Consider the following 24,115-nt stretch of genomic DNA (forward strand, 5'->3'; position numbering starts at 1 on the left):
GCGAGTTGAGAAGGGGGTTGCATGAAAACTGCTTTGAGAAACTGTCTGCTTGCACTGCTGCTGGTGATGTGTACCGCAGTCGGCGCACAGGCTGCCGGGTATGGTCTGTATGAATTTAGTGCTCGTGGTAACGCGCTTGGTGGCTCGCTTGTCGCTCGGACGCCAGATGCCGCCGCTGCTGCGTTTAACCCGGCGAACACCACAAATCTGCCCGGAACGCATATGCAGTTTGGTGCAACATTTATCAATCCGTATTCCAAGATTGATTTTGAAAATTTTTCTGGAGCATATGAAGATGCCACAGGCAAGTCCAATGTCTGGGTTCCGCCGCACTTTTACATCACGCATCAGCTGAACGACCGGTTTTGGCTGAACCTTGGCGTCATGTCCCGCTTTGGCCTTGGAACTGAGTTCGAGGAGACATGGACTGGCCGCTACAATGTGAATTTTGCCAGCATCAATGCGTTTTCTGTGAACCCAACCATTGCATGGAAGATGACTGACAAGCTGTCTCTGGCAGTTGGTCCGGAATTCATGTGGTTCAAGTACCGCTCCGACAAAGTCGTGGACGGAAACTCTGTCATTTATAAGGCAAAGAACGGTCCTGGAGCTTCTAGGGTTCCAGGTTCTGTTGGCATGACAGGGGTTCCTCAGGATCCTACCTCTCATGGTGAAGACATTGACGCCATGCTCGAAGGTGACAGCGTTGGTCTCGGATTCACCGCAGCTTTGCACTACCAGATCAATAAAGACTGGGCAGCAGGTCTGACCTACCGTAGCCAGATGAAGCAGGAAGTTCGTGGCGAAGCAACCTTTAGTTTGCCCAATTCTTCAAATCCTGCAAACAATGCATTTTATAGCACGCTCTTCAAGAATTCTTCCGCTGGTGCAAAGATCATTCTTCCTGACGAAGTTTTCGCTGGTGTGTCCTGGCAGGCAACCCCCAAGCTTTCTCTTGAGGCTGACCTCGTATGGACCAACTGGAGCCTGTACCGCACCCTGACCGTTGAATACGATGACCTTCCGGCTCAGGAAGCATCTATTTCTGACAAGAACTGGCGCGACGCATGGCGTGTCCAGCTTGGTGCAGAATACGCCTACAGCGACGCCCTGACTCTGCGCTGTGGTTATGTGTGGGACCAGTCTCCGATTCATGGCGATCAGGCTGATTACATGATTCCAACCGGTGACCGTCATCTCTTCTCTGTTGGTACTGGTTACCGCTTTAACGAGAACTGGACGGTTGACCTCTCATACACCTACCTCATTGCACAGGACAGAAGTTTTGATAACCGTCCTGCCGAAGGTGTTTTTGAGTCAGAAGCACACGATACTGTGACTCATCTGTATGGTATTACCGTTGGTTACGATTTTTAGTACGCCATCGTCAGAATAAGTTTTTAGGCCTCACCGCATATGCGGTGAGGCCTTTTTCTTGACGCGAAAAGGTATTTGAGGTCAGACAGTGGCTCCGCATTTTTCTTTCCGATAATGATGCGAAAACTATAGCCAAAAAATATCATGTGATATATATAGTTTCGAGCTAGACCGTCAGCTGACTGACGGTTTTTCGCTGAACATCATTCGGTGGTGGCTCGGTGGACATTCTAGGGGGTTTAGCGCTTCTGCGAGGAGTGCGCGTGTTCGCCGCATCTTGTCGGAAACGAAAGAGCCCGGAAGCGGGGCTCATGCCTTGCGTCCGGCATCTGCGAGGAAGTCCATGAGTACATTCGAATCTGTTCAACACGTGATTGAGGCTGCGAGTGCCTTTGTTTGGGGCGCTCCAATGCTAATTCTCCTAGTGGGAACTGGCGTCTATTTAACCTTCTGTCTACGGGGTATTCAGCTTTCCAAACTGAAATATTCTTTCTGGCTGGCATTTGTTCAGCGTAAGGAAGAAGGAACTGAAGGCGACATTAGTAACTTTCAGGCTCTGATGACAGCCCTGTCCGCCACGGTTGGGACAGGTAACGTGGCTGGTGTAGCCACAGCAATTGCCCTTGGTGGTCCCGGTGCCATGTTTTGGATGTGGGTCACGGGTATGCTTGGTATGGCAACCAAGTATGCCGAAGCTCTTCTTGCGGTGAAATACCGTACGGTGAGCCCAAAGGGCGAAATGTGCGGCGGTCCCATGTATTATATTAGCCGTGGGCTGAATATGTGGTGGCTCGGTGCAATGTTTGCTGTTTTTGCAGCAATTACAGCCTTTGGTACTGGCAATATGGTGCAGTCCAATTCCGTTGCGGACGTGATGTCCTCAACTTTTGGAATCGCACCGTGGCTGACTGGTCTCTTTCTGCTCGTGACCTGCTCAATGGTCATTCTGGGCGGAATTAAAAACATTGGCAAAGTCACAGGCGTGCTCGTCCCAACGATGGTGGCCTTCTACCTGCTTGGTGGTTTGGCTATTCTCATCATGAATTGGGAAGTCGTACCTGCGGCGATTGCGTTGATCGTTGAAAAAGCCTTTAACCCGACTGCTGCAACAGGGGGTTTTGCTGGCTCAAGTGTGATGCTGGCAATTCGTATGGGTGTTGCCCGAGGTATTTTCTCCAATGAATCTGGCCTTGGTAGCGCACCAATTGCAGCGGCAGCTGCGCAGACGAGTCATTCGGTTGTGCAGGCTCTGGTGTCTATGACCCAGACCTTCATTTCCACCATGATCGTGTGCACGCTGACTGGTCTTATCCTGATTGTGTCAGGTGGCTGGTCCTCGGGTATGACAGGCGCCGCGTTGACGGCAAAGGCTTTTGAGACTCTCCTTCCCGGCGGACAGTATATTGTCTCTTCCGGACTGGTTCTCTTTGCTTATTCGACGATTCTTGGCTGGTGCTACTACGGTGAAAAATCCGTAGAATTCCTGTTTGGACAGAGAGCTATTCGCCCTTATCGTCTGGTATACATTTGCTTTATTGGCATCGGTGCAGTTGCCAATCTTGAATTTGTCTGGACGCTTTCCGATTTGTTTAACGGCATGATGGCTTTCCCAAACCTTGTTGGTCTGTTGCTGCTTTCTCCGGTTGTTGGGCGTGAAACACGCGACTACTTCCGCAGCAGACGGAAAGCTCGTGAAGAGCAGAGTTCTGTGGCTCCGGCATCCGCCAGGTCGTAGAAATATATCGCTTCCGAGGATATGTATAAAAGCCCTCAGGTTTTGGCCTGAGGGCTTTTTTGTGTCGAGAGAATGTCGCGAAAAGAGTGTTTCGTGCCTTTATGGTGCGTGGTCGTCTAGGCAGACGCCTTTTCAGAGGTCTTGGTCTGTTGTGGCAGTCCTGCTGATTTGCGAAAGAGTGATTGCAGGGTTTTGACGACAAAAGGCTTCTCCACCACGGTCAGATTGAGGGGGAGTGGCGTTGGAATTTCGTTTTTGCTGCGGTAGCCTCGCAGCCACACGGTGGGCAGGTTGGGAGCCTTGCTCAGCAGGGCCTTGGCGTCCTGTCCTGGTCCACTGATGCAGATGACAAGGAGGGCGCTACTGTGTGCAGGGATTTTGTCCGCATCCAGCTCCTGTTTGCTGACGGCAAAGCCTGTGTTGTTCAGAATTTCCGAGAGTACTTCAAACAGCGTGTCATCCGGGCAGACCAAAAGTGCTCTGGGTGAGGCAGGGTTCTTTTGTACTGGATGCGTGGCGCTTTTTGATTCAAGAGCAGGCTCATCTGTATGCGGAGCTTTTTTGCTAAAGCCCAGCATGGATTCCAGATGCTCGACATGGCTACTCATGCGGTCAAATTCTGTCTGGAGAGGCGCAAGCGTACTCAGGGGCAGGTGCGTCACGTGCTCGACAAGCCGTTGCATGTGAGAAAGGCAGGAGCGCATGTTCCGCAGCTCTTTTTTGGCTTCGGCAGGAACCTGCTTCCGCCGTGCTCCCTGTTCGCGCAGGCGGGTAATGGAATTTTCCAGAAAATTGCTGGCCGAAACGCTCCGGGGCTGGAGCCGGTCGCCACGCATGGAAAGGCGTTTGGCAACATCGGTAAAGGCCCGGGTCGCAAGTGCGCCGGGGGCTGTTTCCAAAAGTGGTCGCTGTAGGGCGCTGGCGGCACGGATTGCCCCATCCTCGGGAATGTAGCCTAAGAGCGAGCAGTTCAGGTTCAGCCTGTTTGATGCGGTGTTCTGGATTTTGGCAAAGACCTGTTCGGCCTGTTTGGTGCCCCTGACCCTGTTGAGCAGGATAAGGGGACTCCACCACAGACCATTCTGTGAGAGCACCTTGATGAGAGCATAGGCGTCAGTGATGGAACTGGCTTCGGGATTGACAACAATGATGATGTCTTTTGCAGAAAGGCACAGCGACGTGACCTGCCCGGTGATGCCCGGCGAGTTGTCGATAAGGACATAGTCATACTCATTGAGTGCCTTGCATTCCTGAAGGAGTCGGGCCTGCTCGTTGCGGTTTAGCTCGGCAAGGCGGGGAACGCCAGACGCTCCAGAAATGAGATCAACTCCGGGACCAACATGCATAATGGCTTCGGCAAGGCTGTGCTTACCAAGCAGCACGTCGGCAAGCGTGCAGGTCGGGCGAATACCGAGCAAAATGTCCACATTGGACAGGCCAAGGTCCGCATCAAGAATACAGACCGAAAAGCCCTGTGCACCAAGCGCCCACGCAAGGTTCAGGGAAACATTGGTTTTACCAACTCCTCCCTTGCCACTGGCGATGGAAATGAGGTGCGGACCATGCTTTTCTTCTGTCGGCGTCACCTTTGTCATGAAATTTTCTCCCGCAGCAGGCTCTCAATGTCATCCATAAGGGCCTTAATCTGAAACGGTTTGTGCACGCAGCGTGTTGCTCCCAGTGCCAGCGCTTTTTGCTCTTCCTCTGGACCTGCCATCCCCGTGAGAATGATGACGGGCATCTTCCGGATGTGCTTGCGGGCATGCTCCAGAAGAGAAAATCCGTCACGCGAGGGCATTCTGAGATCAAGGAGCATGAGCCTGTAGCGGTTCTGCGAGAGCCTTTGCAGCGCTGTTTGTCCATCTGGAGCCGCCTGTACCCTGTAGCCCCGGCTTTCCAGCGATTCTTTTAATATTTCCCGTATGTGCTTTTCATCATCGACCACCAGAATAGCTGTCCCTTGACTGGTGGTCTGTACCTTTGGTGCAGCAGGAGACGCCTCGGCAGCAAGCGGAAGCGTGATTGTGACGGTTGTTCCGGCCTTTTCCCTGCTGTCGTAGTGGATTTCACCATCGTGTCCAGCAATGATGCCATAGGAGGTGGAAAGCCCAAGTCCGGTGCCTTTGCCTTCTTCCTTGGTGGTGAAGAAGGGGTCAAAGATTTTCTTCAGATTTTCCTGAGAAATGCCGATACCGTTATCAGTGAGGACAATAAGCGCCTTGTGCTGACGTTTGTCGAGGGCCGTCGTCAAATGTATGAGACCGTCTTCATTGGACATGTCAGGTCGCTTGAGCCGCTCGATAATGGCGTGTTCGGAATTGATAATCAAGTTGAGCAGAACCTGCTCAAGCTGTGAGGCGTCGCCCAGAATGTCTGGGAGTGCATCAAAAAAAGCCGTCTCAAGCCGGATATGATTTTTTGTCAGCTCCCCCTGCACCAGTGAAAGGGTTCGTTTGGTCAGGGCATTGAGTGAGGTTGCTTCAATGCGCGGTGGCGTGGGGCGGGCAAAATCCATCAGGTTTTTGAGAATGGACGTGATGCGCTCTATCTGGTCCATCATCTGTCGAAAATCGTGTTTCTTCTTGTCGTCTTTTTCCCGGTGGGCCATGAGCTGCGTTCGGGCATAGATGATGGCCAGCGGGTTGTTGATTTCGTGGGCAGCTCCGGCTGCAAGCTGACCGACTGCCGCGAGGCGTTCGGTCTGGACAAGCTTGGAGTTCAGGCGGCGGAGTTTCCCCAGTGTGCTTGCCAGTCGCTCAGCGCGTTGCTCCAGAGAGTTTTCCATTGCAAGCCGTTCCAGTGTCGTGGCGACAATCTGGGCGAGCTGGAGATAGCCGCTGTGCTCTTCCTGAATGAAGCGGCGACCGTCCCGCTGGGGCCGAAAGATAATTTCTCCGGAAAAGCCATCACTCGAAAAGAGTGGAGCAAGGCAGTATGGACCTGCTCCAGAAAGTCGGGTTGGGCGTGGCGTGCCTGATTCTGGAATTCGGTAGGACAGGGTCTGGAGTGCCTCGGCAAGTCGTGGAGGGATGTCCAGCCCGGTCGATTTGGGATTCCCGTCCTGTCCAAGCGGAAGGCTGATTTCTGTGTTCTCTGAGCTGGACCAGAAGATTCCTCGCAGACACTGCTTTTCTGTATCCAGACTGTGAATGAAGCCTTCGCGGGCGTTGAGCTGGAGCCGGAAAATGTCGGCAACAGTGTTCAGGACGTCCCATGTGTCGTGAAGTTCAGCCAAGGCGCTACTGGCATCACCAATGACCTCAAGCAGGGCATTGGCCCGGCGCAGGTGCCCTGTACTTTGCTGAAGCTCGGCATTTTTGAGTGAGAGCACGCTGTTGGCGCGCTGGAGCGCCTCAAAATAAAAAAGTGCGGCGTCGTTTTTGAGATTAAACATGGCCGCCCGGTTTGCGTAGCCTTCACCAATGCGCTGAATGATGGCTGAGAGCTCCTGTGCGGGCAGATCAAAATAGGCGAGCAGGGCGTCTTTTGCCTGCGTGTGCTCCTGATTTGGCTCATCAAGCATCACTTCATGCGCCAGAATTCCCGCAAGGGAGAGGAGTGCGGCAATTTCTGCACTGCCACCAAGAGTAATCAGGGCCTCTGGCGAATGGTGGTGGAGCCAGGTAACGTCGCTCAATGTCTGGGGCAGGCCCCATTTCTGGAGAAGCCATTTGCCTACCTGGGTGTGGGCAACACCAAAGTGTTGCTGCTCAAGGTCCAGTATGGAGTGCCCTGTTTCTCGACTTTTGTTGAGGAGCTTTTCGTAGTCCTCTGGCAATGCTGTGAGCAAAACAAGCTTGCCGCAGTCATGCACGATGCCTGCGGCAAAGGCGATGCCCTTGAGTTCGGGGCGAACCCGTTCTGCAAGCAGGCTCGCGGCAACGGCTGTGGCCAGAGTGTGCTTCCAGATGCGGACAAGTTCCTCGTCGCCTTCTTCTGGTGCATTGCAAAACGAATCGCGGATAATGACTGAGAGCAGGGCGTTTTTGAGCGTGTCCAGACCTATGGTCGCAACAGCTGACTCTATGGTGCTGATTTTTCCCCGGTATCCGTATGCCATTGAGTTGGCAATCTTTAGAATTTTGAGTGTCAGAGACTGGTCTGTCTCGATAAGGCGGGAAATTTCAGTAAAGTCAGCTGCACCGTTCAGGACCTCGGTGAGCACTTTTGTCGCAACTGGTGGCGGCGAGGGCAGCTGATCAATGTGACGAATGATTGTCTTCACATTTGTGCGTTCTTCAAGAACGCTACTGTCGTCAAAGTGCATATGCTTTTTGCCCTGAATTATGGTTGTACATGATGTGGGAAAAGAAACAGGATTTCACAGGGAAAGGAAATGAGTTCAGGAGCCAAACTACGTGAAGACTCCGGAAAAGGCAAAATATTGAAGAGTCATTTTGATGGACAAAAAGTGAGTCTTTGCTTCGCTTGTGCATGTGGACAAGTCCCCGGCGCTCATGTATTGCGAAAAAGGGTTGAGATGGGACGGGAGATCATGGCAAACATCCCGGTTTTTTTGAAAGAAAACTGGCATTGCAGTACCGGAGAGAGCAAAAATAGGGCCGAAAATGAAAAAACACCGCTTACTTCTTGTTGATGACGAGCCTGAACTGCTTGCGGTGAATAAGGAATGTCTTGAGGACGAAGGCTTCCAGGTCTTTACTGCCAAAGACGTGTTACAGGCACTGATGGTTTTGGAATCCGAAGAAATAGATTTGGTGATTTCGGACATGTGTATGCCCGGACTCAGCGGAAGCGATCTTTTGCAGCGTATCAATGCGAAGGGGCTTGATGCGGATGTGATGTTTCTTACGGCATACGGAACTGTAGAGAATGCCGTGGAATGTATCCAGAACGGGGCGAGCGACTATTTGCTCAAGCCTTTTGATCTGGTGCAGTTTTTGCGCAAAATTCGACAGGTGCTTGCTGGGCGAGAAAAACGTTTGCGCATGGCAAACAAGGGAAAGTCTCTGGAAGCTGTGCTGGCGTTTGGCAAAACATTGTCCCGGCAGTCGTCTATGAAAAAATTTATTCGCATGCTCATTGTGGAGATGCGAAAAGTCTTTTCTCCGCAGGGGATTGTGCTGATTATGCCCTCAATAAAAGAGGGAGATCCTGTTCGCAGGCTGAGTCTTGGTCCACTTGTTACGAATAGCCCGGACTGGATTGAACCGCTTGGGGCAAGGGTTTGTGCCCTGTCTGAGGCCGCGATACTTTCCTGCGAGTACCTTTCGCTGTGTAGCCCAGAGCTTGATGGGCTGGGAATCAGCGGTATGTGCGCACCACTTCGGACGCCGTTTGGCCGGACGGGCTGGGTGCTTGTTCTACGCGATGGACAGTCTCCGCCGTACCTGCGCGATGAGCTGAATCTTTTGAGCCTGTACACGGCTCAGGCCGCCAATGCAGAGGAAAACCGACGGGTTAAGCAGCGGCTGGAAGACATGAGTCTCGAAGTGGTGATGTCCTACGTTACCGCAGTTGAGGCGGTGGATGTGTATACCCGTGGGCATTCGGAGCGGGTTGGGAATTTTGCCCGCAGCCTGGGGCAGGAGCTTGGACTTTCAACGCATGAGCTTGAGCAGCTGTATTTTGCCGGACTGTTGCATGACGTGGGCAAGGTGAGCATTCCGCATTCCATTTTGACCAAGCCAGACCGGCTTACTGACGAAGAATTTCATATTATGCGAAAGCACCCCGAATGGGGGAAAAAAATCCTTTCCAGCATCAGCTCTTTTCGGGAGCTGGTTCCTATTGTTCTCCATCATCACGAGCATTTTGATGGCTCTGGCTATCCGCAGGGGCTTCAGGGGGAAGACATTCCTTTTTTGGCCCGGGCAATTAGTGTTGTGGATGGCTATGAAGCCATGACGTCTAATCGGGCATATCAGGCCGCCAGAACTCCAGAGCAGGCTCTCGCCATTCTGGAGAAGGGGGCCGGGTCGCAATGGGACCCGGATATGGTTGCGGTATGGACGAAGGTCGTGCTTCGAATGCTTGAAGACGAACGATGCTGTGCATAAAAAAAGCCCCCAAAAGCGTTTGGCTTGGGGGCTGTTCTGTATCGTCTGTTTGTGAGTTATTCTGCGGCCTCGCGCAAAAAGAGTCCTTCACTCAGGGCCGGGTGAGAAGCCCGAAGCGTGAGCGTGGTTCCTGAGTGAACCGTATCGCGACGTTCGCCCTGAGGGTTCTCAAAACTGTATTCCGTGGATGCCATGACCGGACGCTCAAGGCCCGGCACAAGGATACATAGAGGCTTTGAACAGTCAAAGCGGGTGCGTACGGCGACCTGCCAGCTCTCGTCTCCTGTCTGCGCAAGAATGCGGCCAACAATGGGGTGCTGCACTTCTGCGGCCGGATAGGTGACCCGTTTGCCTTCGGGCAGGAAGAAGCCAGAGGTCAGAGGACGGGACGCTGTGTTGAGTAGTTCACCAAGATGATCGTCAGCCCTGAACGTGCCCGCCTTGAGGGCGCGAAGCCCTGTCGCGTAGCTGTCCACAACCTGCGCAAGGTAGCCGCCAGACTTCATGCGGCCTTCAATCTTGATGGCGTGGACGCCGTTTTCCATGAACCACGGCAAAAATTTGATGAGGCAGAGGTCTTCTGCGGCCAGAATGGAGCTGTAGCCGTCTTCCTCGTAGACTTCCCATGCCAGAGTCCCTGGGCGGGTTTTTTCTTCAATGGCAATGGCCTTGACCTGATAGTCAAAACGGCAGGGATGGGTGCACAGGCCTAGGTTGGCCGAGCGGTTGTTCATGTGTGCTGACATGACGCAGCGGCCCGAAACAGCCATGCACATTGCGCCATGACAAAAGACTTCCAGCTCCAGATCTGGCAGGGCACGCCGGATGTTCATAATGGCCTGCAAGTCCAGCTCACGGGCAAGATTAACTCGGCTGACGCCAAAGTCCTGCCAAAAGGCTGCACTACTGCTGTTTGCTGTGTTGGCCTGTGTGGAAAGATGGATAGGCATGTCAGGCAGCAGTTTTCTGGTCTTGGCCAGCACACCGGGGTCAGCAATAATCAGAGCATCAGGGCGGCTTGCGTCGTCCATGCCCGAAATGTGCTCCAGTGCCTCATCCACTTTTTTCAGGTCCTGCTCGCGGGGCAGGGCATTCAGGCACATGTATGCAGAAACATCATGCTGGTGCGCGTAGGCAATGCCATCGCACAGGGCGTCCCAGTCAAACGCGGCGCTTTTGGCGCGCAGATTCATGATAGGACCGCCAAGGTACACGGCATCAGCGCCGTAGCGGATTGCTGTTTCGAGTTTTTCTCGGTTGCCGACAGGTGCCAGCAGTTCTGGAAGAAATGTCATTTAGGCTGTCAGTCCCTGTTTGGCTCGATGCGCACGGAGCTTTTCGAGCACGTCATCTGGAATGGAAAGCGTCCCACGCCCAACGCCGAGACGAATGTCTGGTTTGACCTCGCCATGAAAATCGGAACCACCGCTTGCAACAAGTCCGAGACGGTTTGCAAGAGAAGTAAATTCCAGCGTGTTTTTGGTGCTGTGGTCTGTATAATAGCATTCAAGGCCGTCCAGCCCGTATCCCATGAGTTCTTTCAGCTCGTGATACATTTCTTCGTAGCTGAGCCGAAGTGTGCAGGGATGGGCGAGAATGACCGTGGCATTTTCGGATTTCAAAAGTTCAATGGCTTCCTGCGGAGTGAGTTCAACCTTGGGGACGTAGGCCGGGGCAAAGTCGCCAATAAATTTGCGAAAGGCTTCCTCGACACTTTCGACATAGCCCTTTTCCTTGAGGAGCAGGGCTATGTGCGGTCGGCCAATGGTGCCACCAGCAGCTTTTTTTTCAAGCTCTTCATAGGTAATATGTTTGCCAAGGCCTTCTAGCTTTTCAAGAATTTTTGCATTTCTGCTGACACGGTGTTCATTGAGCCAGCGCATCTTTTCCAGCAGTTTTTCGGGATTGTCTGGCAGGAAGAGTCCAACAATATGCATGAACCCAGTTTCGTGCTTGACGCTGAGTTCACAGCCACGAATAAGTTCTATTCCCAGACGGTCTGCGGCCTCTTGCGCCTCTTTGAGACCGCCGGTCGTGTCGTGGTCTGTGAGGGCAATGGCTTCAAGACCAGATTCTTTTGCAAGCTCCATGAGTTCTGTGGGCGTGAGTGTCCCGTCAGAAGCCGTAGAGTGGGTATGCAGGTCTATTTTGGACATGGAAACTCCCCGGTTGAACGTTGCTGGCATTGAGAGAAAAGGGCTAGTGCAGGGGGGCCGTGCTGTCAATGTCGGCCTTGTCTCGTTCTCCCTTTTTGCGTATAGCAGAACTCATCCCGTAAGGAGGTCCGCCAATGGCACTGAACAAGGAATTACTCGAAATTCTGGCTTGCCCCAAATGTAAAAAATCTGTGCAGCAGACGCCGAAAGGCGAAGGACTCTACTGCGCGTCCTGTAAAGTCGTGTATCCCATTCGGGAAGAGATTCCTATTATGCTCGTTGACGAAGCTGTTGACGAAGACTTGTGGAATGAAGACCTGAGTGCGATGCACAAGAAATAAGCATTTTTCTGGCTGAGACCAGAGTCGTCTTTATGAAAAGAAAAGCCCATGCTGAAACATGGGCTTTTTTGTTGGCAAAAGTTTATTTTTGCATTTTTTCGAAGGCCCTTCGGAAGCCGTCCAGTGAACGGTGAATGATTTCCTCTCCGACGCAGAACGCAAGGCGGAAGTAGCCCGGGAAGCCAAAGCCGGAACCGGGAACCGCAAGGATTCGCTCCTCCAGCAGGGCGGTGATGAATGCCTTGTCATCTCCTCCCGGAGCCTTGGGGAAGAAGTAGAAGGTGCCTTTGGGCATGGCGAAGTCAAAGCCGACCTCGTCCAGTACGCGGGTCATGGCCTTTCTGCGTTCGGCGTAGACCGTGACATTAACCTGTGACCCAAGGGCATGAGCCATGAGGCGCTGCCCAACCGCCGGGGCATTCACGAAACCAAGGATGCGGTTGGTGAGCGTCAGGGCGTTCATGAGTTCAAGATGTTCTGGCATGGACGGGGAGGGCACAACATAGCCCACGCGTTCGCCAGCCAGAGAAAGATTTTTGGAGAAGGAGCTGATGACGACACTGTATGGATACAGCGGAAGGACAGAAGGAACCTCTGCGCAGTCATAGCACAGGAAGCGGTACGGCTCGTCAGAAACAAGAAGAATGGGGCGGCCAAACTCGCGGGATTTGCGAGTCAGTATTTCCGCAAGCTTCATGAGGGTTTCGCGGCTGTAGAGCGCACCTGTGGGGTTGTTTGGCGAGTTGATGATAACCGCGCGGGTCTTGGGTCCAATGGCCAGCTCCATGCCGTCAAGATCCAGATCAAATTCTGGGGGCAGGGCCGGAACGGTCTTGAGCTGACCACCATGATTGGCAACATAAAAGCCGTATTCCACGAAATACGGTGCCGGGCAAAGCACTTCGTCACCGGGTTCAAGAATGGCGCGGAACAGGGCATTCATGCCTCCAGCGGCACCACAGCTCAAAATTAGGCCCTCTGGCGAAATCGGCACACCCTGTTCTTTGCTCAGGTGTTCGGCCAGAGCTTCACGGGCAGAGGGGTAGCCAGCATTGGGCATGTAGCCAAAAGTGAATGGTTTTTCAGCGTCTTTGGAAAGTGCTGCCAGTCCGTCACGAACAGCGGCGGGCGCAGGGAGGTCCGGGTTGCCGAGACTAAAATCGCAAACCGCGTCCTCACCGTACTGGGCCTTGAGTTGGCGGCCAGCTTCAAACATTTCTCGGATCATGGAAGAGTGTTCCAGGTACCCCTGTATGTCTGTGGCAAGAATTTTCATGGCAGTATCCTTATGCGTGTTGAGGAGTTGCGTGCGCAGAGGCAGGAATCGCAAAGCTCGGTACTGATCCGGGTGCGGTCGGGCTATGGCACGGCAAGGCCGAGTTTTTTGTACTCGGAAATTTTGTTTCGTAATGTGCGAACAGAAATGCCCAGCAGATCGGCTGCCTGCGTTCTGTTACCAGAAGTTTGCTCCAGACGCTTGAGAATAGCAATGCGTTCAATGTCCTGAAGTCGCATTTCATTTTCCTGCAAGGCGTCGGCAAGTGGTGTATCGGCTCTGGCCGTGGGCGTGTCTGCGTGCTCTGTTTCTTGCTCTTCTTCAGGAAGAGCATCTTCTGGAAGAGGCCAGGCGTCAGGGTCAAGCAGGAAGTGTTTGGTCGAGATTGGACCTGTTCCGGCCAGCAGTACGGCGCGTTCCATCAGATTTTGGAGTTCGCGAACATTGCCCGGCCAGTCGTAGGACAGGAGCCATTTCTGGGCATCGTCAGAGAACGAAGGAGCAGGCAGCTCATATTCGGATGTGTAGCGGGCTGCAAAGAACTGGGCCAGCCGCAGTATGTCGTCGCCTCGCTCGCGCAGGGCGGGCAGGCGCAGGGGAATGACATTGAGGCGAAAGAAAAGGTCCTGTCGAAATTCCTTGTTCTTGACGCTTTCTTCGATGTCTCTGTTTGTCGTTGCCAGCACGCGGACATCGACCTTGAGTGTTTCGGTGCCACCCACGCGGTCGATTTCGCCTTCCTGAAGCACTCGAAGCAGCTTGGCCTGGAGGCCAAGGTCCATCTCTGTGATTTCGTCCAGCAGGATGGTGCCACTGTGTGCAAGTTCAAATTTGCCGGGTTTGCGGTTGATTGCTCCTGTGAATGCACCTTTTTCGTGGCCAAAAAGTTCACTTTCCAGCAGGTGTTCAGGCAGGGCTGCGCAGTTGATGGCAATGAAAGGTCCATCTGCACGTTTGCTTTTGGCGTGCAGGTAGCGGGCAAACATTTCTTTACCCGTACCGGATTCCCCGGAAATAAGGACTGATGCCTTTGATGGGGCGACCTGTGCGGCGAGGGCAAGGGTGCGTCGCATTGCCGGGTGCGAACCAATAATTGTGACGCCCGTTGAATGTTTGCTCACAGTCGTGCTTTTGGGGCTTGGCTGTGATTTGGCTTTTGCCTCAGACGGAAGCGAGAGCACGGTCTCGATTTTTTCCCAAATCAGAGGTTCCAGCCAGTAATCTTTTGCGCCGCAGCTCATGTAATGTCTGGCATCATCTGCGGAGCCGCGTTCATCAAATATAATGACAGGAGGAAAGCTGCCGTCCTGCTCTGCTTGACTGAGGAGTGTTTCTGCCCGGTAGCCCGCAATTCGAGGTGCCGAAAAAATGACGCATGGTCTATTCTTTTGGATAAAGTCGAGGGCACCGGAGAGGTTTTCGGCCAGTCCAGCAGTTATTCCCGCTTTTTTGAACTCAGGGAAAAGCCCGCTTATGGATTGCGGTTTGGAAAGAAAAAGTAAAGTCTTGTCCAACATGAGACGGTAATAGCCTTTCCTTTGTGTATTTTCAATCATCCGGCAAAACAGGATATCTCTGTTTGCTGTCCGACTGCCCTACAGGGTGCATTGACGCTCCGAAGGGAGTTTCCTACCGTGTCCACGAATAAACGAGTGGAGTGGAGGACCCATGACCAGAGACGATCTTTTTCAGCTTTTTACTCGCCTTGCTTCAGGAGCCGTTAGCCCTGAGCAGGCACTCTATTCTTTTCAGACCCAGCCAGTTGAAGAACTGGCGCAGGGCGTGACTCTTGATACGCATCGCCTTGCCCGTACCGGGCAGGGAGAAGTTGTCTATGGCCCCGGAAAAACCATTCCCCAGCTTAAAAATTGTGTGCAGGGGCTTGCTGATGCGGGGCAGCCCGTTTTGGTGACCCGGCTTTCTGCCGCAAAGGGCGAAGCACTGGTCGAAATTTTTCCTGACGCCGTTTTCCATGAACATTCCGGCCTGCTGACCCTTGGCTTTTCTCTTGAGCTTGATGGGCCTTACCCTCACTCTGGTGAGTGCATTGTTGTCACTGCCGGAGCCTCGGATATGGGCGTTGCTCTCGAAGCCTACGGGACTGCCTGTTTCTTTGGCCTGAACTGTGGTCTGGTTTCTGACGTTGGCGTTGCTGGTGTGCATCGCCTGACTCCGCACATAGAGAACCTCTCCAAAGCAAAGGTGCTTATTGTTGTCGCCGGGATGGATGGCGCCTTGCCCAGTGTTTTGGCAGGGCTGGTTCCTACGCCTATCCTTGGCGTGCCAAGCACTTCTGGCAAAGACAACATGCTTGGCGGAGTTTCATCGCTGATGGCCATGCTGAATTCCTGTTCACCCGGTGTCGCCGCCATGAACATCGACAACGGGTTTGGAGCGGCGGCCTTTGCTTCAAAGCTCTGTGCAAAATAAAAAGGACTGCATGAACTGTGCCTGTCATCATATAAGCGTAGGGAAGCCTTGTGGCGCAAGCACTTGCGAGGTTTTGACCTTTCTGGCCCCCTCTGCGTGGTGACGTGTTTTTGAACCTCTGGTATAAGCACAGGATTCTTGAAGTTTTTGTGCAGAGAGGAAACAATGGAATTTGAGAATTCAGCAGGAAAAGAAATGAATTTCACTGTGCGCGTTGCCGAAGCTGGCTTTGATGGAAAAGGCAGCATTGCTGGCGTTGGGAGCTGGCTTCAGGATGCGGCAGCGGTCCATGCCGGTGAACTTGGATTTGATAATGCCGTGCTGGCAGAAAAAGCCAATGTTGTCTGGGTGCTTATTCGGGAGTACATCGAAATGCAGCGCTATCCCGGATATGGTGAGCGTGTGTGCATAAGTACCTGGCCCGCGTCTTTGGAGCGGAATGTCGGGCGTCGTGATTTTCGGATTTTTGACGCTCAGCATCAGCAGATTGGTGCCGCAACCAGTCTGTGGGCCATTATGGATATTGAGAGCCGAAAGCTTGCCCCTATGCCTGACTTTGTCGCCGCTCAGTATCCCAAAACCCCGGTCCACAGTGTGGAACTGCCTTCCCGTTCCGTAAAGCGCCTTCGGGAGCACAGCACGGAAAGCTCCATCATGACTCGCTACAGCGACCTCGACAGCAACGCCCACGTGAACAACGTTCATTACATGGAATGGGCCTTGGAATCGCTTCCCGGTTCCTATGCCTGTCGTCCCTGTTCTTTGGACATTGCTTTTCGTGCCGAAGCGCGGCTTGGTGACCGGGTGCTCTCTCGCAGCGTCTGCGAAGGTGAAGCGCAGTGTCGACATGCTGTGTTGCGTGACGACGGAGTCGAGCTTGCCCGGATAGCAACTCGCTGGAAATAATTTTTTCTGTTTTTCATTTCGAGTGAAGGAGTTCATTCATGAATACTCAAGTCTTTACTGCGCGACGGGATCGTCTTCGGACGCTTATGGCTGGCAAGGGATACAAGGCTATGCTCGTGCCGCTCGCCGCAAACAGATATTATCTCAGCGGCTTTGAGCTGCACGACCCTCAGTGCAATGAATCTGCGGGAATGATTCTCGTCACCGATTCCGGTGAAGACTGGCTTATGACAGACTCCCGTTTTATCGATGCTGCGGCCCGTGTCTGGCCTCGTGAGCGGGTCTTTATCTATCGCTATCCGGTCATGGAGAGCATTGGGCGGCACATTCGCTCATTGGGCTATTCCGAAGTGTGTGTAGATGACCAGAGTTTGAGTTTCCGCAACTGGAAAAACATGTCCAATGCCATCTCCATGGTGCCATGTTCAGGCTATGTGGAAGCGCTTCGCCTTATTAAGGATGACACGGAAATCGCCGCAATTCGCAAGGCAAATGCCCTGAACCACAAGGTCTTTGCCCAGATTGAAAAAGAACTCGTCCCCGGTCGCACTGAGCGCGAGATTGCGTGGATGATTGAAAAGCTGTACCGCGAGCAGGGCGCTAGCGAGCTTGCCTTTACCACCATCGTTGCAGTAGGCAAGAACGCTGCTTTGCCGCACGCTATTCCCGGTGATGACATCATCACAGAGAATTGCCCTGTCTTGATCGACAAGGGATGTCGCGTTGACGAATATTGCTCTGACCAGACGCGGACTTTTTGGGTCGGTAACTCCCCCTCTGACGAATTCAAGCGCACGCTTGAGCTTGTACAGGAGGCTCAGCGCGCTGGAATTTCCGCCATTGCCGGTGGCGAACCAATCCCGGAAGTCTACGACCGGGCCAACAGCGTTTTTGAACGGCATGGTGTCGAAAAGTATTTTACGCACTCTTTTGGGCATGGCGTTGGTCTGGAAACGCACGAAGGTCCCGGCCTTTCCATGCGCGGCATTCAGCTTTTTGAACCCGGTATGGTTGTGACCGCAGAACCGGGCCTCTATTACCCCGAGTGGGGTGGTGTGCGCTGGGAGCACATGGTGCTCGTGACTGATGATGCTTGTGAGGTTTTGTGAGAAAACGAAGAATAGGAAAAGCAAAGAGCCGTATGTATGCCGAGCAGGCTATTCAGCCCGCCCGTTCAAAGCGGCTCTATTTGCGGATGAACACCAGTGACATGGCGTACCTCAAGTTTATCCTCGAGGGCTATGATAACTTGGCATATTTGAGTACAATTGATCGGTATGGCGGGATTGCGCAGTGTGTTTTCACTGCCGGGCAGGAACGTGAAGCCCGAGATTTCTTACACTCTATGCAAAATGAAGGTCTCGATTTTGAGATAATTGATCCTGCCGTGCTCCAACCGTAAAAGGAAGGCTTGGATGGGACAGCTCAAGAAAAATATTCTGATTGCAGTACTTTGTGTCTTCGCCTTTGCCTCTCTCGGTATGGGAGGCCTTGGTGATTCTCGCATTATTAAGAAAATTCCCGAACCCGACAGGCATTTTCTCGTCAAGATTGTCGATATTGACGATGTTTCGTATTCCGTGACTGACTTTTCCGTCGAAGGGTTGACCCTTATCCCTGTGAAAATCGGACGCGCAGACGCAAGCATCGATCTCGCCGACATTCGATCTGCAAAATTTTTCCGTCGCGGCAGTTCCATCGTCGCGCAGGTCGAAATGAAAAAAGGTGGCTCAAAATCACTCGCTATCGACCCCGCAGTTACCTTTTATGGCAGAACCTCTTGGGGACTCCTCAGGCTTAAAGCTGAAGACTTGCGAGAAGTTCACGTTATTCGACGTCTGCCATAGAAAGATTGGAGACCTGTTCCAGCGCGGTTGTGCTGGATGGGTGGGAGGGAAAGAACCGGGGCCAGCCCCGGACCCCGCGTAAGGGAATGATTCCCTTACGTATCCTCATCGAGTTTAAAAGCCGTGCAAGCTTCGCTTGCACGGCTTTTAAACTTGTTGGGCATAACGTCGAGAGCCTCTTTCTCTTTTGCGAGTTCGCCGCCATTTTTTTTCTGAACGCGAGCGTTCAGAAAGAAAAGAAGTGCGCTCTGGGAAAGGCAAAAGTACACGCGTTGAGGAAATTCCCCTAGCTCAAAAAATACGGCTGATGGAGAGGAAAGCGAAGCTTTCATCCCATTCAGCCGTATTTTTTGAGCGATAGCGGGATTCCCAAGGGCCTCGTCCTTGGGCGGGGTCAAGGGGCAGCGCCCCTTGCAGAGCACGAGACGGAGTCTCGTAACCCGCCCACCCTAGCGCCCCTTGCAGAGCGCGAGATGGAGTCTCGTAACACCCCCCACCCACGTATTAAAGTCCAAAAAAGGTACGGGCGTTCTGTCCTGCTTTGAGCCAAAATTCAGCGGGGTCGATGCCGAGGAGTTCCGCGACCTTGTTTGCCGTGAAGCAGACGAGGGCAGGCTCGTTTCGTTTGCCGCGGTATGGTTCAGGAGTGAGATAGGGGCTGTCAGTTTCGACGACGATCCTGTCGAGTGGGATGTACTGAATGGCGTCCTGAAATTCGACGTTTTTCTTGTAGGTCACGGGGCCGGGGATGGAGACATACCAGCCGTGGGAAAGGATTTCCTCAGCGAGAGCGCGGTCGGCGTTGAAGCAGTGCCAAAGGAGTGGGCGCTGGTCGAATCCTTCTTCGATGAGAATGCGGAGTGAGTCCTCGTGCGCATCACGGGAGTGGATGACAACGGGCTTGTCCAGTTCTCGTGCAAGCTGGAGCTGCTTGCGAAAGGCGTGAAACTGAATCTCTCGCGGGGACAGCTCGTAAAAATAATCGAGGCCGATTTCGCCGAGGGCTTTGATGCGCGGGTTGGCGAGAAAGAGGCGGCGCATGTGCTCAAGACGCTCGTCAGTGTAGTCCTTGGCGTCCTGCGGGTGAATGCCGAGAATATAAAAGATCTCGGGGTGCTTTTCGTAGAGGGGGAGGGTTTCCTCAAAACGCTCAGGACTGAGAAAGACGTTTCCGATGTGGCTGATGCCGCACTGGCGGGCATGTTCAACGACGGCGTCGATTTCGCCTTCAAAGTGCTCTGGGTCGAGATGGGCGTGAGTTTCCACACCGCCAGCCGGGAGCTGAAGAGATTCTGGAAGCGGACGATTTTTTTTGCGAGACATTACACGTTTCCTTTTGTGCAGTGAGGGGGTGGGCCTGTGCACGAGACAAAAGCGCCGACCTGTTGAGGGGCCGGCGCTGGAGTTGAACTAGATGACACGAACAAGGCGGGAGTTGGGGCGGAGAAAGCGCCCGGCCTTGGCGAAGTCCTCGCCGTCGACGCGGACAATGTCGGCGGTGGCAAAGTGCGCGGGGAAAAGACTTCCGATGCCGATGGATTCAAAGAGACGGCCATACTTGGCCTCACCTTCCTTGAAAGCCCGAATCTTGTCGAGATTTCCAAAGCCACTTGAGAGAACGATGTTCACGTGCTCAAAGCCTTCGGCATCAAGGCGCTGCCTGAGTCCATGAACGAGCTCCACTGTCACACCGTTGCCGGTCCAGTAGCGTCGACCATCATCCGGGGCGCCACACTGGCCGAGATTCTCTCCGGGAGTATCGAGACGGACTCCCCAGAGATTCTTTCCAAGGGCGCGTGCCGTGGCGATGGCGTCATCACACTCGTGGTTGAATGTGTCCACCAGAGCGATGCGCGGAATAGAGGAAGAAATATGGCGGTCAAAGGCTTCGGCGGCTCGAACGGTTCCAGTGTCGCGACCGTAGTGATGGCCGAGGCTCAACACAAGGGCGTGAGGAATGGTGCCAACGCCGCCGGTGAGATTGTTCGCGTGTGCACCGGCATCCGTGGCACAGGCATCAAAACCACCAGCAATAGCGGCCTTGGAAATACGCTCGTCCCAGCTCCAGTGCCAGTGGCGGGAGCCAAAATAGAGCAGGGTCTTGTCTGGCAGCTCGTCGCGAATTTCGCGTGCGCGTGCTGTGATGCTGGCGAGGTCTGGCTCTGGGCCACCGTTTTTGACAGATGTCGCAGCGGTGATGGCTCCGAGATACAGCGTTTCCAGCTCGACAAAGTCGCAGATGGGACCTTCGATGGTCATGAGCGTCTCGAGAGGAGCGTAGTCGGACCCCTCGGGCAGGGCGTGCACTTTCAGATTCTTTGCATTGTTTGCGCTAAAAGTCCGAATGAGTTCCACAGCTTCTTCAATGCCGTAGATTTTTCCGGGGCCTTTGCGCAGAAAAACCTGCATGGTGACATGAGGGTTAAGCCCCTCTTTGTGAAGAATCTTTCTGGAGTGCAAAAAGTATGCGTCAGTGTATGGGATATGGCTCTCAGGCAGCCTGTAGCTCATGGGGATGTCCTTTGTCAGTTATCCGCAAAACCGTTCCTGCGGGAGTTCTTTTCCAAGGTGGTTTTCATAAAACCTTGGGTGGTTCCTCAGCCTTTGGCACTGCACATGAGTGCCACATATGAAAAAAGCGCCATGCGCTCAGATGTAAAAAGTCGTAGGCCGTGACACGGTGCTGCGCGTGGAGATTCCTGTTTTATACAAATACCCCGCGCGGAGAATCGTTTTCGGACTGTCGCATGTAGTCCAATCTTGGCGTTCCTGCAAATTCCGCTATCGGCTCCTGCCGCCCAGAAAAGAGTGGGGGAGAAGTCTCCGCGCTCTGCACAGGGTTCAGGCTGGCGAGCCCAACCATTTAGAAACATGCGAAATGTTGTTGTACGTCTTTTCCTGCTGTGCGGCAAAAAAAAACGTCATGCGTCGGAAAGGGCATACTCTTGCTGTCAGGTGCCTGCAAGGTTTAGCCCGCCTCGTGCTTTTGTGTATGCCAGGACCGGGAGAAAATGACAGAAAAAAAAAGTTTTTCTTGCTCCTAGTTTTGCACCAGGAAGTCCTCGTAAAAAAGCCTTTTTTCTGCAGAGAAAACGCAGTTTTTGAACGCAACAGTTGTTGAATACAAATGCAATTGTATAAAAAGTTTCATATGGTCCTTTCATCTTTTGATTTTTTGAGACTGTGAGGACGCCCAGAGTGAAAGGTACACTGTCGCTGTTATGTGGTATGACCTCGTCAGCTCTCAACGAACTGCCCTATACGTAGGGGGTATGGGGCAGTTCCTTTCCTTTTCGCGAGCGCCACTCCTTCCTCTGTCCCCCAACTGCATTACCCGTTGTTTTTCCTGTGTTGTTTTCCTTTGAACGCCATAGCTTGACGTATGCTGGGGGGAGACATATCGTGCGAGACTTTTAAAATTCATAGAATCTCAGGTGGCGTTACCTGAGTAAATATCTTTTCCTTTTCCGACAGGCATTCGCAGCTTTTGGGAGAGTTTGGGTATTCGTCTGACATCGTGACACACGAACGCATTCATTTAAGTCTTTTAACAACTGCTGGTTATTATGAAACAGATTCTGTCTAAAGAAATGGGGGCGGCGTGCATCGTCGCAGGCACTGCCATTGGTGCAGGTATGCTTGGCCTGCCAATGGTCGTTGGTGGACTCGGCATCACTATGGGAATTGGACTGCTTATCCTGCTCTGGATCTTGGCATCCTTTTCTGCGTTGCTGCTGCTTGAGATTAACCTCAAGGTTGCTCCTGGCGAGAACTTTAACAACATGGCAAAGAAAGTTCTCGGCACTGGTGGGCAGTTTGTCGCAACCGGAAGTATGGTTTTCCTGCTCTATGCCCTTCTCGTGGCTTATCTGACAGGTACAGGCGATCTGATTTCTCGCATGGCCGGTGGGGTCGGCATGGAAGTTACCCAGCAGTCTGGAACCGTTTATTTTGCTATCATTGGAATGCTGATTATTTATCTCGGAACCAACATCGTTGTTCGAGTGAATCAGCTTCTTTTTTATGCGATGCTCGTCGCAATGGGTGTTGCGCTCTTTAGCCTCACGCCTCACGTTCAGGTCGGCAATCTTTTTGTCGGTGGCCCAGACTCCACGCTTATCGTGATGAGCCTCCCCGTTCTGTTTACTTCTTTTGGTTTTCAGACCTGTATTCCAAGCATTGTTCGCTACCTTGGCGTCGGCACGAAAAGGCTTCGTCCTGTTGTCCTTGTCGGGAGCACCTTGCCGCTCTTATGCTATATTTTTTGGCTCATTGTTTCCCTTGGCTGCACCTCTGCCGCAGACCTTGGCTCTATGCACGGGAGTGTGAAGCTGCTCGTTTCTGCGCTTGCAGGAGGTTCTAGCTTTCTCGGCTCTGTCCTGTCTTCTTTTGCTGCGCTTGCCCTGCTGACCTCTTTTCTCGGTGTCGCGCTTGCTCTTTTTGATCTCATTGCCGAAGTTTTTCGTCTCGGTAATTCCCACGCGCAGCGTTTTCTCAACGTTGTGATTGTGCTTGGTCCGCCTCTGATTGCAGGGCTGCTTGCCCCCGGCAAGTTTATTCAGGCGCTCTCTCATGCTGGTGCAGCCCTCGCTATTTTGGCTATTTTCCTCCCCTGTGCCATGGCGTGGAAAATTCGTCGCAATGGCCTGCGAGCCAACTCCTATCAGGTCTGTGGCGGTACTGCCGCTCTCGTCCTCGCCTCTGTGTTTGGCGTGATTATCGTGACTGCAAATTATTTTTAGTTGAAGAAGGAAAATTGGGGGCCACAGCCCCAGCCCGCGAGGGCTGGATGGGTGGGAGGAGAGAGATTGGGGGCCAGCCCCCAAACCCCCGCGTAAGGGAATGATTCCCTTACGTATCCTCATCGAGTTTAAAAGCCGTGCAAGCTTCGCTTGCACGGCTTTTAAACTTGGGTGAGAAGGCGTAAAGAGCCTCTTTTTCTTCTGCGAGTTCGTCACCATTTTCTTTCTGAACGCGAGCGTTCAGAAAGAAAGGGTTGGAGCGCAAAGAAAAAGAACACACGCCCAGTTGATTAGGCCAAAATTTAAGGGCCGGATGTAAGTGAAAGCCAAGGGCTTTCACTTACATCCGGCCCTTAAATTTTGGGCGATAGCGGGATTCCCAAGGGCCTCGTCCTTGGGCGGGGTCAAGGGGCAGCGCCCCTGCAGAGCACGAGACGGAGTCTCGTAACCCCCACCCGCCCGGCGCCCCTTGCAGAGCACGAGACAGAGTCTCGTGGCTCCGAGAGGCCACGAAAAAGCCCTGCACAGGGCAGGGCTTTTATTGGTCAGAACGGGAGGCAAGGGCTTAGAAACCGAAGCCACCGCCGTCATCGTCGGTACCGAAGCCGAAGTCTGCGGAGACTTCGCCTGGGGAGTCGACGTTTCCGTCGGAGCTTTCGCCTGCGTCAGCGGCACCGGCAGCCTCAGCTGCGGCACCACCTGCGGCGGCGGTCACGACGCCGTGTTTAATAACCTCTTCGATTTTTGCGAGGAGGGTGTCGACCTTACCGGTGTAAGAGTCGATCTGAGTTTCGGAGACCTGGAGCTTTTTGTCGCCTTCTGCGAGCTGAGCTTCGTACGTGGTCACCTTTGCATTGGAGTCTTTAAGCTGGGCTTCGGTGTCAGCGAGCTTCTTTTCAAGCTCGGAGATTTTGGAAGCCTGGTCTTTATTTTTAGCCTGAGTGTCTTTGAGTTCGCTCACAACAGCGGTGAGCATGGCACAGGCGTCTTCCGGCAGCGGAGGCAGGGAGACGTGAGCGCCGAACTTGTCGGCATTACCTTTGATGCCAGTCAGCTCAGGGTTCTGTTCATAAATCCATGCCTTGGCGATAGCAGCTGCGAAGGGTTCAGCAGTTGCATCGATATCCATTTTGGTCATGTAGCCCAGCATTTCGCGAATGCTGGAACGGTGTCCGTCGTAGTCTTCGCCGGTGAGGTACGCGGCAAAGGTGCTCATGGGGAAAACCTTGCGGTCTACGCTCTCAGCCATGATATCCTCCTAAATTGTCATCAAGGAAAATGAGTT

Annotated in this window: 21 protein-coding genes; 11 read left to right on the top strand and 10 right to left on the bottom strand. The window is 53.2% G+C overall.

From position 1 onward, the window contains the following. Nucleotides 1-21: 21 nt before the first annotated feature. Both B5D23_RS01965 and B5D23_RS01970 read left to right on the top strand, forming a co-directional pair. The gene (locus B5D23_RS01965; RefSeq protein ID WP_078683708.1) at nucleotides 22-1,377 is read left to right on the top strand and encodes an OmpP1/FadL family transporter; all 1,356 of its coding nucleotides are present in this window, start codon (nucleotides 22-24) and stop codon (nucleotides 1,375-1,377) included. A 343-nt stretch (nucleotides 1,378-1,720) separates the two neighbouring features. Then, nucleotides 1,721-3,112: an alanine/glycine:cation symporter family protein gene (locus tag B5D23_RS01970; RefSeq protein ID WP_078683709.1), complete on the top strand. Its 1,392-nt coding sequence runs from the start codon at nucleotides 1,721-1,723 to the stop codon at nucleotides 3,110-3,112. A 116-nt stretch (nucleotides 3,113-3,228) separates the two neighbouring features. Here the strand turns inward: B5D23_RS01970 and B5D23_RS01975 are convergent, their stop codons facing one another. Together B5D23_RS01975 and B5D23_RS01980 are read right to left on the bottom strand one after the other, a co-directional pair. After that, the gene (locus B5D23_RS01975) at nucleotides 3,229-4,707 is read right to left on the bottom strand and encodes a MinD/ParA family protein (RefSeq protein WP_078683710.1); all 1,479 of its coding nucleotides are present in this window, start codon (nucleotides 4,705-4,707) and stop codon (nucleotides 3,229-3,231) included. Continuing rightward, the gene (locus B5D23_RS01980) at nucleotides 4,704-7,379 is read right to left on the bottom strand and encodes an HDOD domain-containing protein (RefSeq protein WP_078683711.1); all 2,676 of its coding nucleotides are present in this window, start codon (nucleotides 7,377-7,379) and stop codon (nucleotides 4,704-4,706) included. Before B5D23_RS01980 ends, B5D23_RS01975 begins: the two co-directional genes overlap by 4 nt. Nucleotides 7,380-7,448: 69 nt before the next feature. Here B5D23_RS01980 and B5D23_RS15165 point away from each other — a divergent pair, with 69 nt between their 5' ends. After that, nucleotides 7,449-7,709 (top strand): hypothetical protein, encoded by a 261-nt coding sequence (locus tag B5D23_RS15165; RefSeq protein ID WP_144012507.1) that lies wholly within the window; start codon nucleotides 7,449-7,451, stop codon nucleotides 7,707-7,709. Next, on the top strand, nucleotides 7,681-9,132 hold the full coding sequence (locus tag B5D23_RS01985) for an HD domain-containing phosphohydrolase (protein ID WP_078683712.1): 1,452 nt from the start codon (nucleotides 7,681-7,683) through the stop codon (nucleotides 9,130-9,132). Before B5D23_RS15165 ends, B5D23_RS01985 begins: the two co-directional genes overlap by 29 nt. A 56-nt stretch (nucleotides 9,133-9,188) precedes the next feature. Here the strand turns inward: B5D23_RS01985 and B5D23_RS01990 are convergent, their stop codons facing one another. Continuing rightward, a complete protein-coding gene (locus tag B5D23_RS01990; RefSeq protein ID WP_078683713.1) occupies nucleotides 9,189-10,427 on the bottom strand; it encodes a peptidase U32 family protein in 1,239 nt (412 codons plus the stop codon). Further along, the gene (locus tag B5D23_RS01995; RefSeq protein ID WP_078683714.1) at nucleotides 10,428-11,288 is read right to left on the bottom strand and encodes a PHP domain-containing protein; all 861 of its coding nucleotides are present in this window, start codon (nucleotides 11,286-11,288) and stop codon (nucleotides 10,428-10,430) included. It lies immediately after the preceding gene. 134 nt (nucleotides 11,289-11,422) lie between these two features. On the opposite strand from B5D23_RS01995, the gene B5D23_RS02000 reads away from it, so the two are divergent. Then, nucleotides 11,423-11,629, top strand: a complete 207-nt coding sequence (locus tag B5D23_RS02000) for a Trm112 family protein (protein ID WP_078683715.1) — start codon at nucleotides 11,423-11,425, stop codon at nucleotides 11,627-11,629. Nucleotides 11,630-11,711: 82 nt separating this feature from the next. Here the strand turns inward: B5D23_RS02000 and B5D23_RS02005 are convergent, their stop codons facing one another. Further along, on the bottom strand, nucleotides 11,712-12,905 hold the full coding sequence (locus B5D23_RS02005; protein ID WP_078683716.1) for a pyridoxal phosphate-dependent aminotransferase: 1,194 nt from the start codon (nucleotides 12,903-12,905) through the stop codon (nucleotides 11,712-11,714). An 83-nt stretch (nucleotides 12,906-12,988) separates the two neighbouring features. Next, entirely contained in the window at nucleotides 12,989-14,422 is a 1,434-nt protein-coding gene (locus B5D23_RS02010; RefSeq protein ID WP_078683717.1) for a sigma-54 dependent transcriptional regulator, read from the bottom strand. A 151-nt stretch (nucleotides 14,423-14,573) separates the two neighbouring features. Here B5D23_RS02010 and larB point away from each other — a divergent pair, with 151 nt between their 5' ends. The 5 genes from larB to B5D23_RS02035 all read left to right on the top strand — a co-directional run bounded on the left by larB (nucleotide 14,574) and on the right by B5D23_RS02035 (nucleotide 18,088). Beyond that, on the top strand, nucleotides 14,574-15,335 hold the full coding sequence (larB, locus tag B5D23_RS02015; protein ID WP_078683718.1) for a nickel pincer cofactor biosynthesis protein LarB: 762 nt from the start codon (nucleotides 14,574-14,576) through the stop codon (nucleotides 15,333-15,335). A gap of 195 nt (nucleotides 15,336-15,530) precedes the next feature. After that, nucleotides 15,531-16,241, top strand: coding sequence for an acyl-[acyl-carrier-protein] thioesterase (locus tag B5D23_RS02020; RefSeq protein ID WP_159445873.1), 711 nt, complete (start codon nucleotides 15,531-15,533; stop codon nucleotides 16,239-16,241). 38 nt (nucleotides 16,242-16,279) lie between these two features. Further along, nucleotides 16,280-17,350 carry a M24 family metallopeptidase gene (locus B5D23_RS02025; RefSeq protein WP_078683720.1) on the top strand — a complete coding sequence of 357 codons (1,071 nt, stop codon included), beginning with the start codon at nucleotides 16,280-16,282 and terminating at the stop codon, nucleotides 17,348-17,350. Further along, nucleotides 17,347-17,643: a DUF4911 domain-containing protein gene (locus tag B5D23_RS02030; protein ID WP_144012508.1), complete on the top strand. Its 297-nt coding sequence runs from the start codon at nucleotides 17,347-17,349 to the stop codon at nucleotides 17,641-17,643. The genes B5D23_RS02025 and B5D23_RS02030 overlap by 4 nt, the downstream gene beginning before the upstream one ends. A 13-nt stretch (nucleotides 17,644-17,656) precedes the next feature. Continuing rightward, the gene (locus B5D23_RS02035; RefSeq protein ID WP_078683722.1) at nucleotides 17,657-18,088 is read left to right on the top strand and encodes a hypothetical protein; all 432 of its coding nucleotides are present in this window, start codon (nucleotides 17,657-17,659) and stop codon (nucleotides 18,086-18,088) included. Nucleotides 18,089-18,592: 504 nt separating this feature from the next. On the opposite strand, the gene B5D23_RS02045 is transcribed toward B5D23_RS02035, so the two are convergent. Beyond that, nucleotides 18,593-19,411 carry a TatD family hydrolase gene (locus B5D23_RS02045; RefSeq protein ID WP_078683724.1) on the bottom strand — a complete coding sequence of 273 codons (819 nt, stop codon included), beginning with the start codon at nucleotides 19,409-19,411 and terminating at the stop codon, nucleotides 18,593-18,595. Between the two features lie 87 nt (nucleotides 19,412-19,498). Beyond that, on the bottom strand, nucleotides 19,499-20,599 hold the full coding sequence (locus B5D23_RS02050) for a beta/alpha barrel domain-containing protein (protein WP_200803613.1): 1,101 nt from the start codon (nucleotides 20,597-20,599) through the stop codon (nucleotides 19,499-19,501). A gap of 1,055 nt (nucleotides 20,600-21,654) precedes the next feature. On the opposite strand from B5D23_RS02050, the gene B5D23_RS02060 reads away from it, so the two are divergent. Then, a complete protein-coding gene (locus tag B5D23_RS02060; protein ID WP_078683727.1) occupies nucleotides 21,655-22,830 on the top strand; it encodes an amino acid permease in 1,176 nt (391 codons plus the stop codon). Between the two features lie 109 nt (nucleotides 22,831-22,939). Here the strand turns inward: B5D23_RS02060 and B5D23_RS02065 are convergent, their stop codons facing one another. After that, entirely contained in the window at nucleotides 22,940-23,170 is a 231-nt protein-coding gene (locus B5D23_RS02065; protein ID WP_078683728.1) for a hypothetical protein, read from the bottom strand. A gap of 225 nt (nucleotides 23,171-23,395) precedes the next feature. After that, nucleotides 23,396-24,079 (bottom strand): hypothetical protein, encoded by a 684-nt coding sequence (locus B5D23_RS02070; protein ID WP_078683729.1) that lies wholly within the window; start codon nucleotides 24,077-24,079, stop codon nucleotides 23,396-23,398. Nucleotides 24,080-24,115 lie beyond the last annotated feature (36 nt).

Source organism: Desulfobaculum bizertense DSM 18034 (assembly GCF_900167065.1).
Taxonomy (GTDB): domain Bacteria; phylum Desulfobacterota; class Desulfovibrionia; order Desulfovibrionales; family Desulfovibrionaceae; genus Desulfobaculum; species Desulfobaculum bizertense.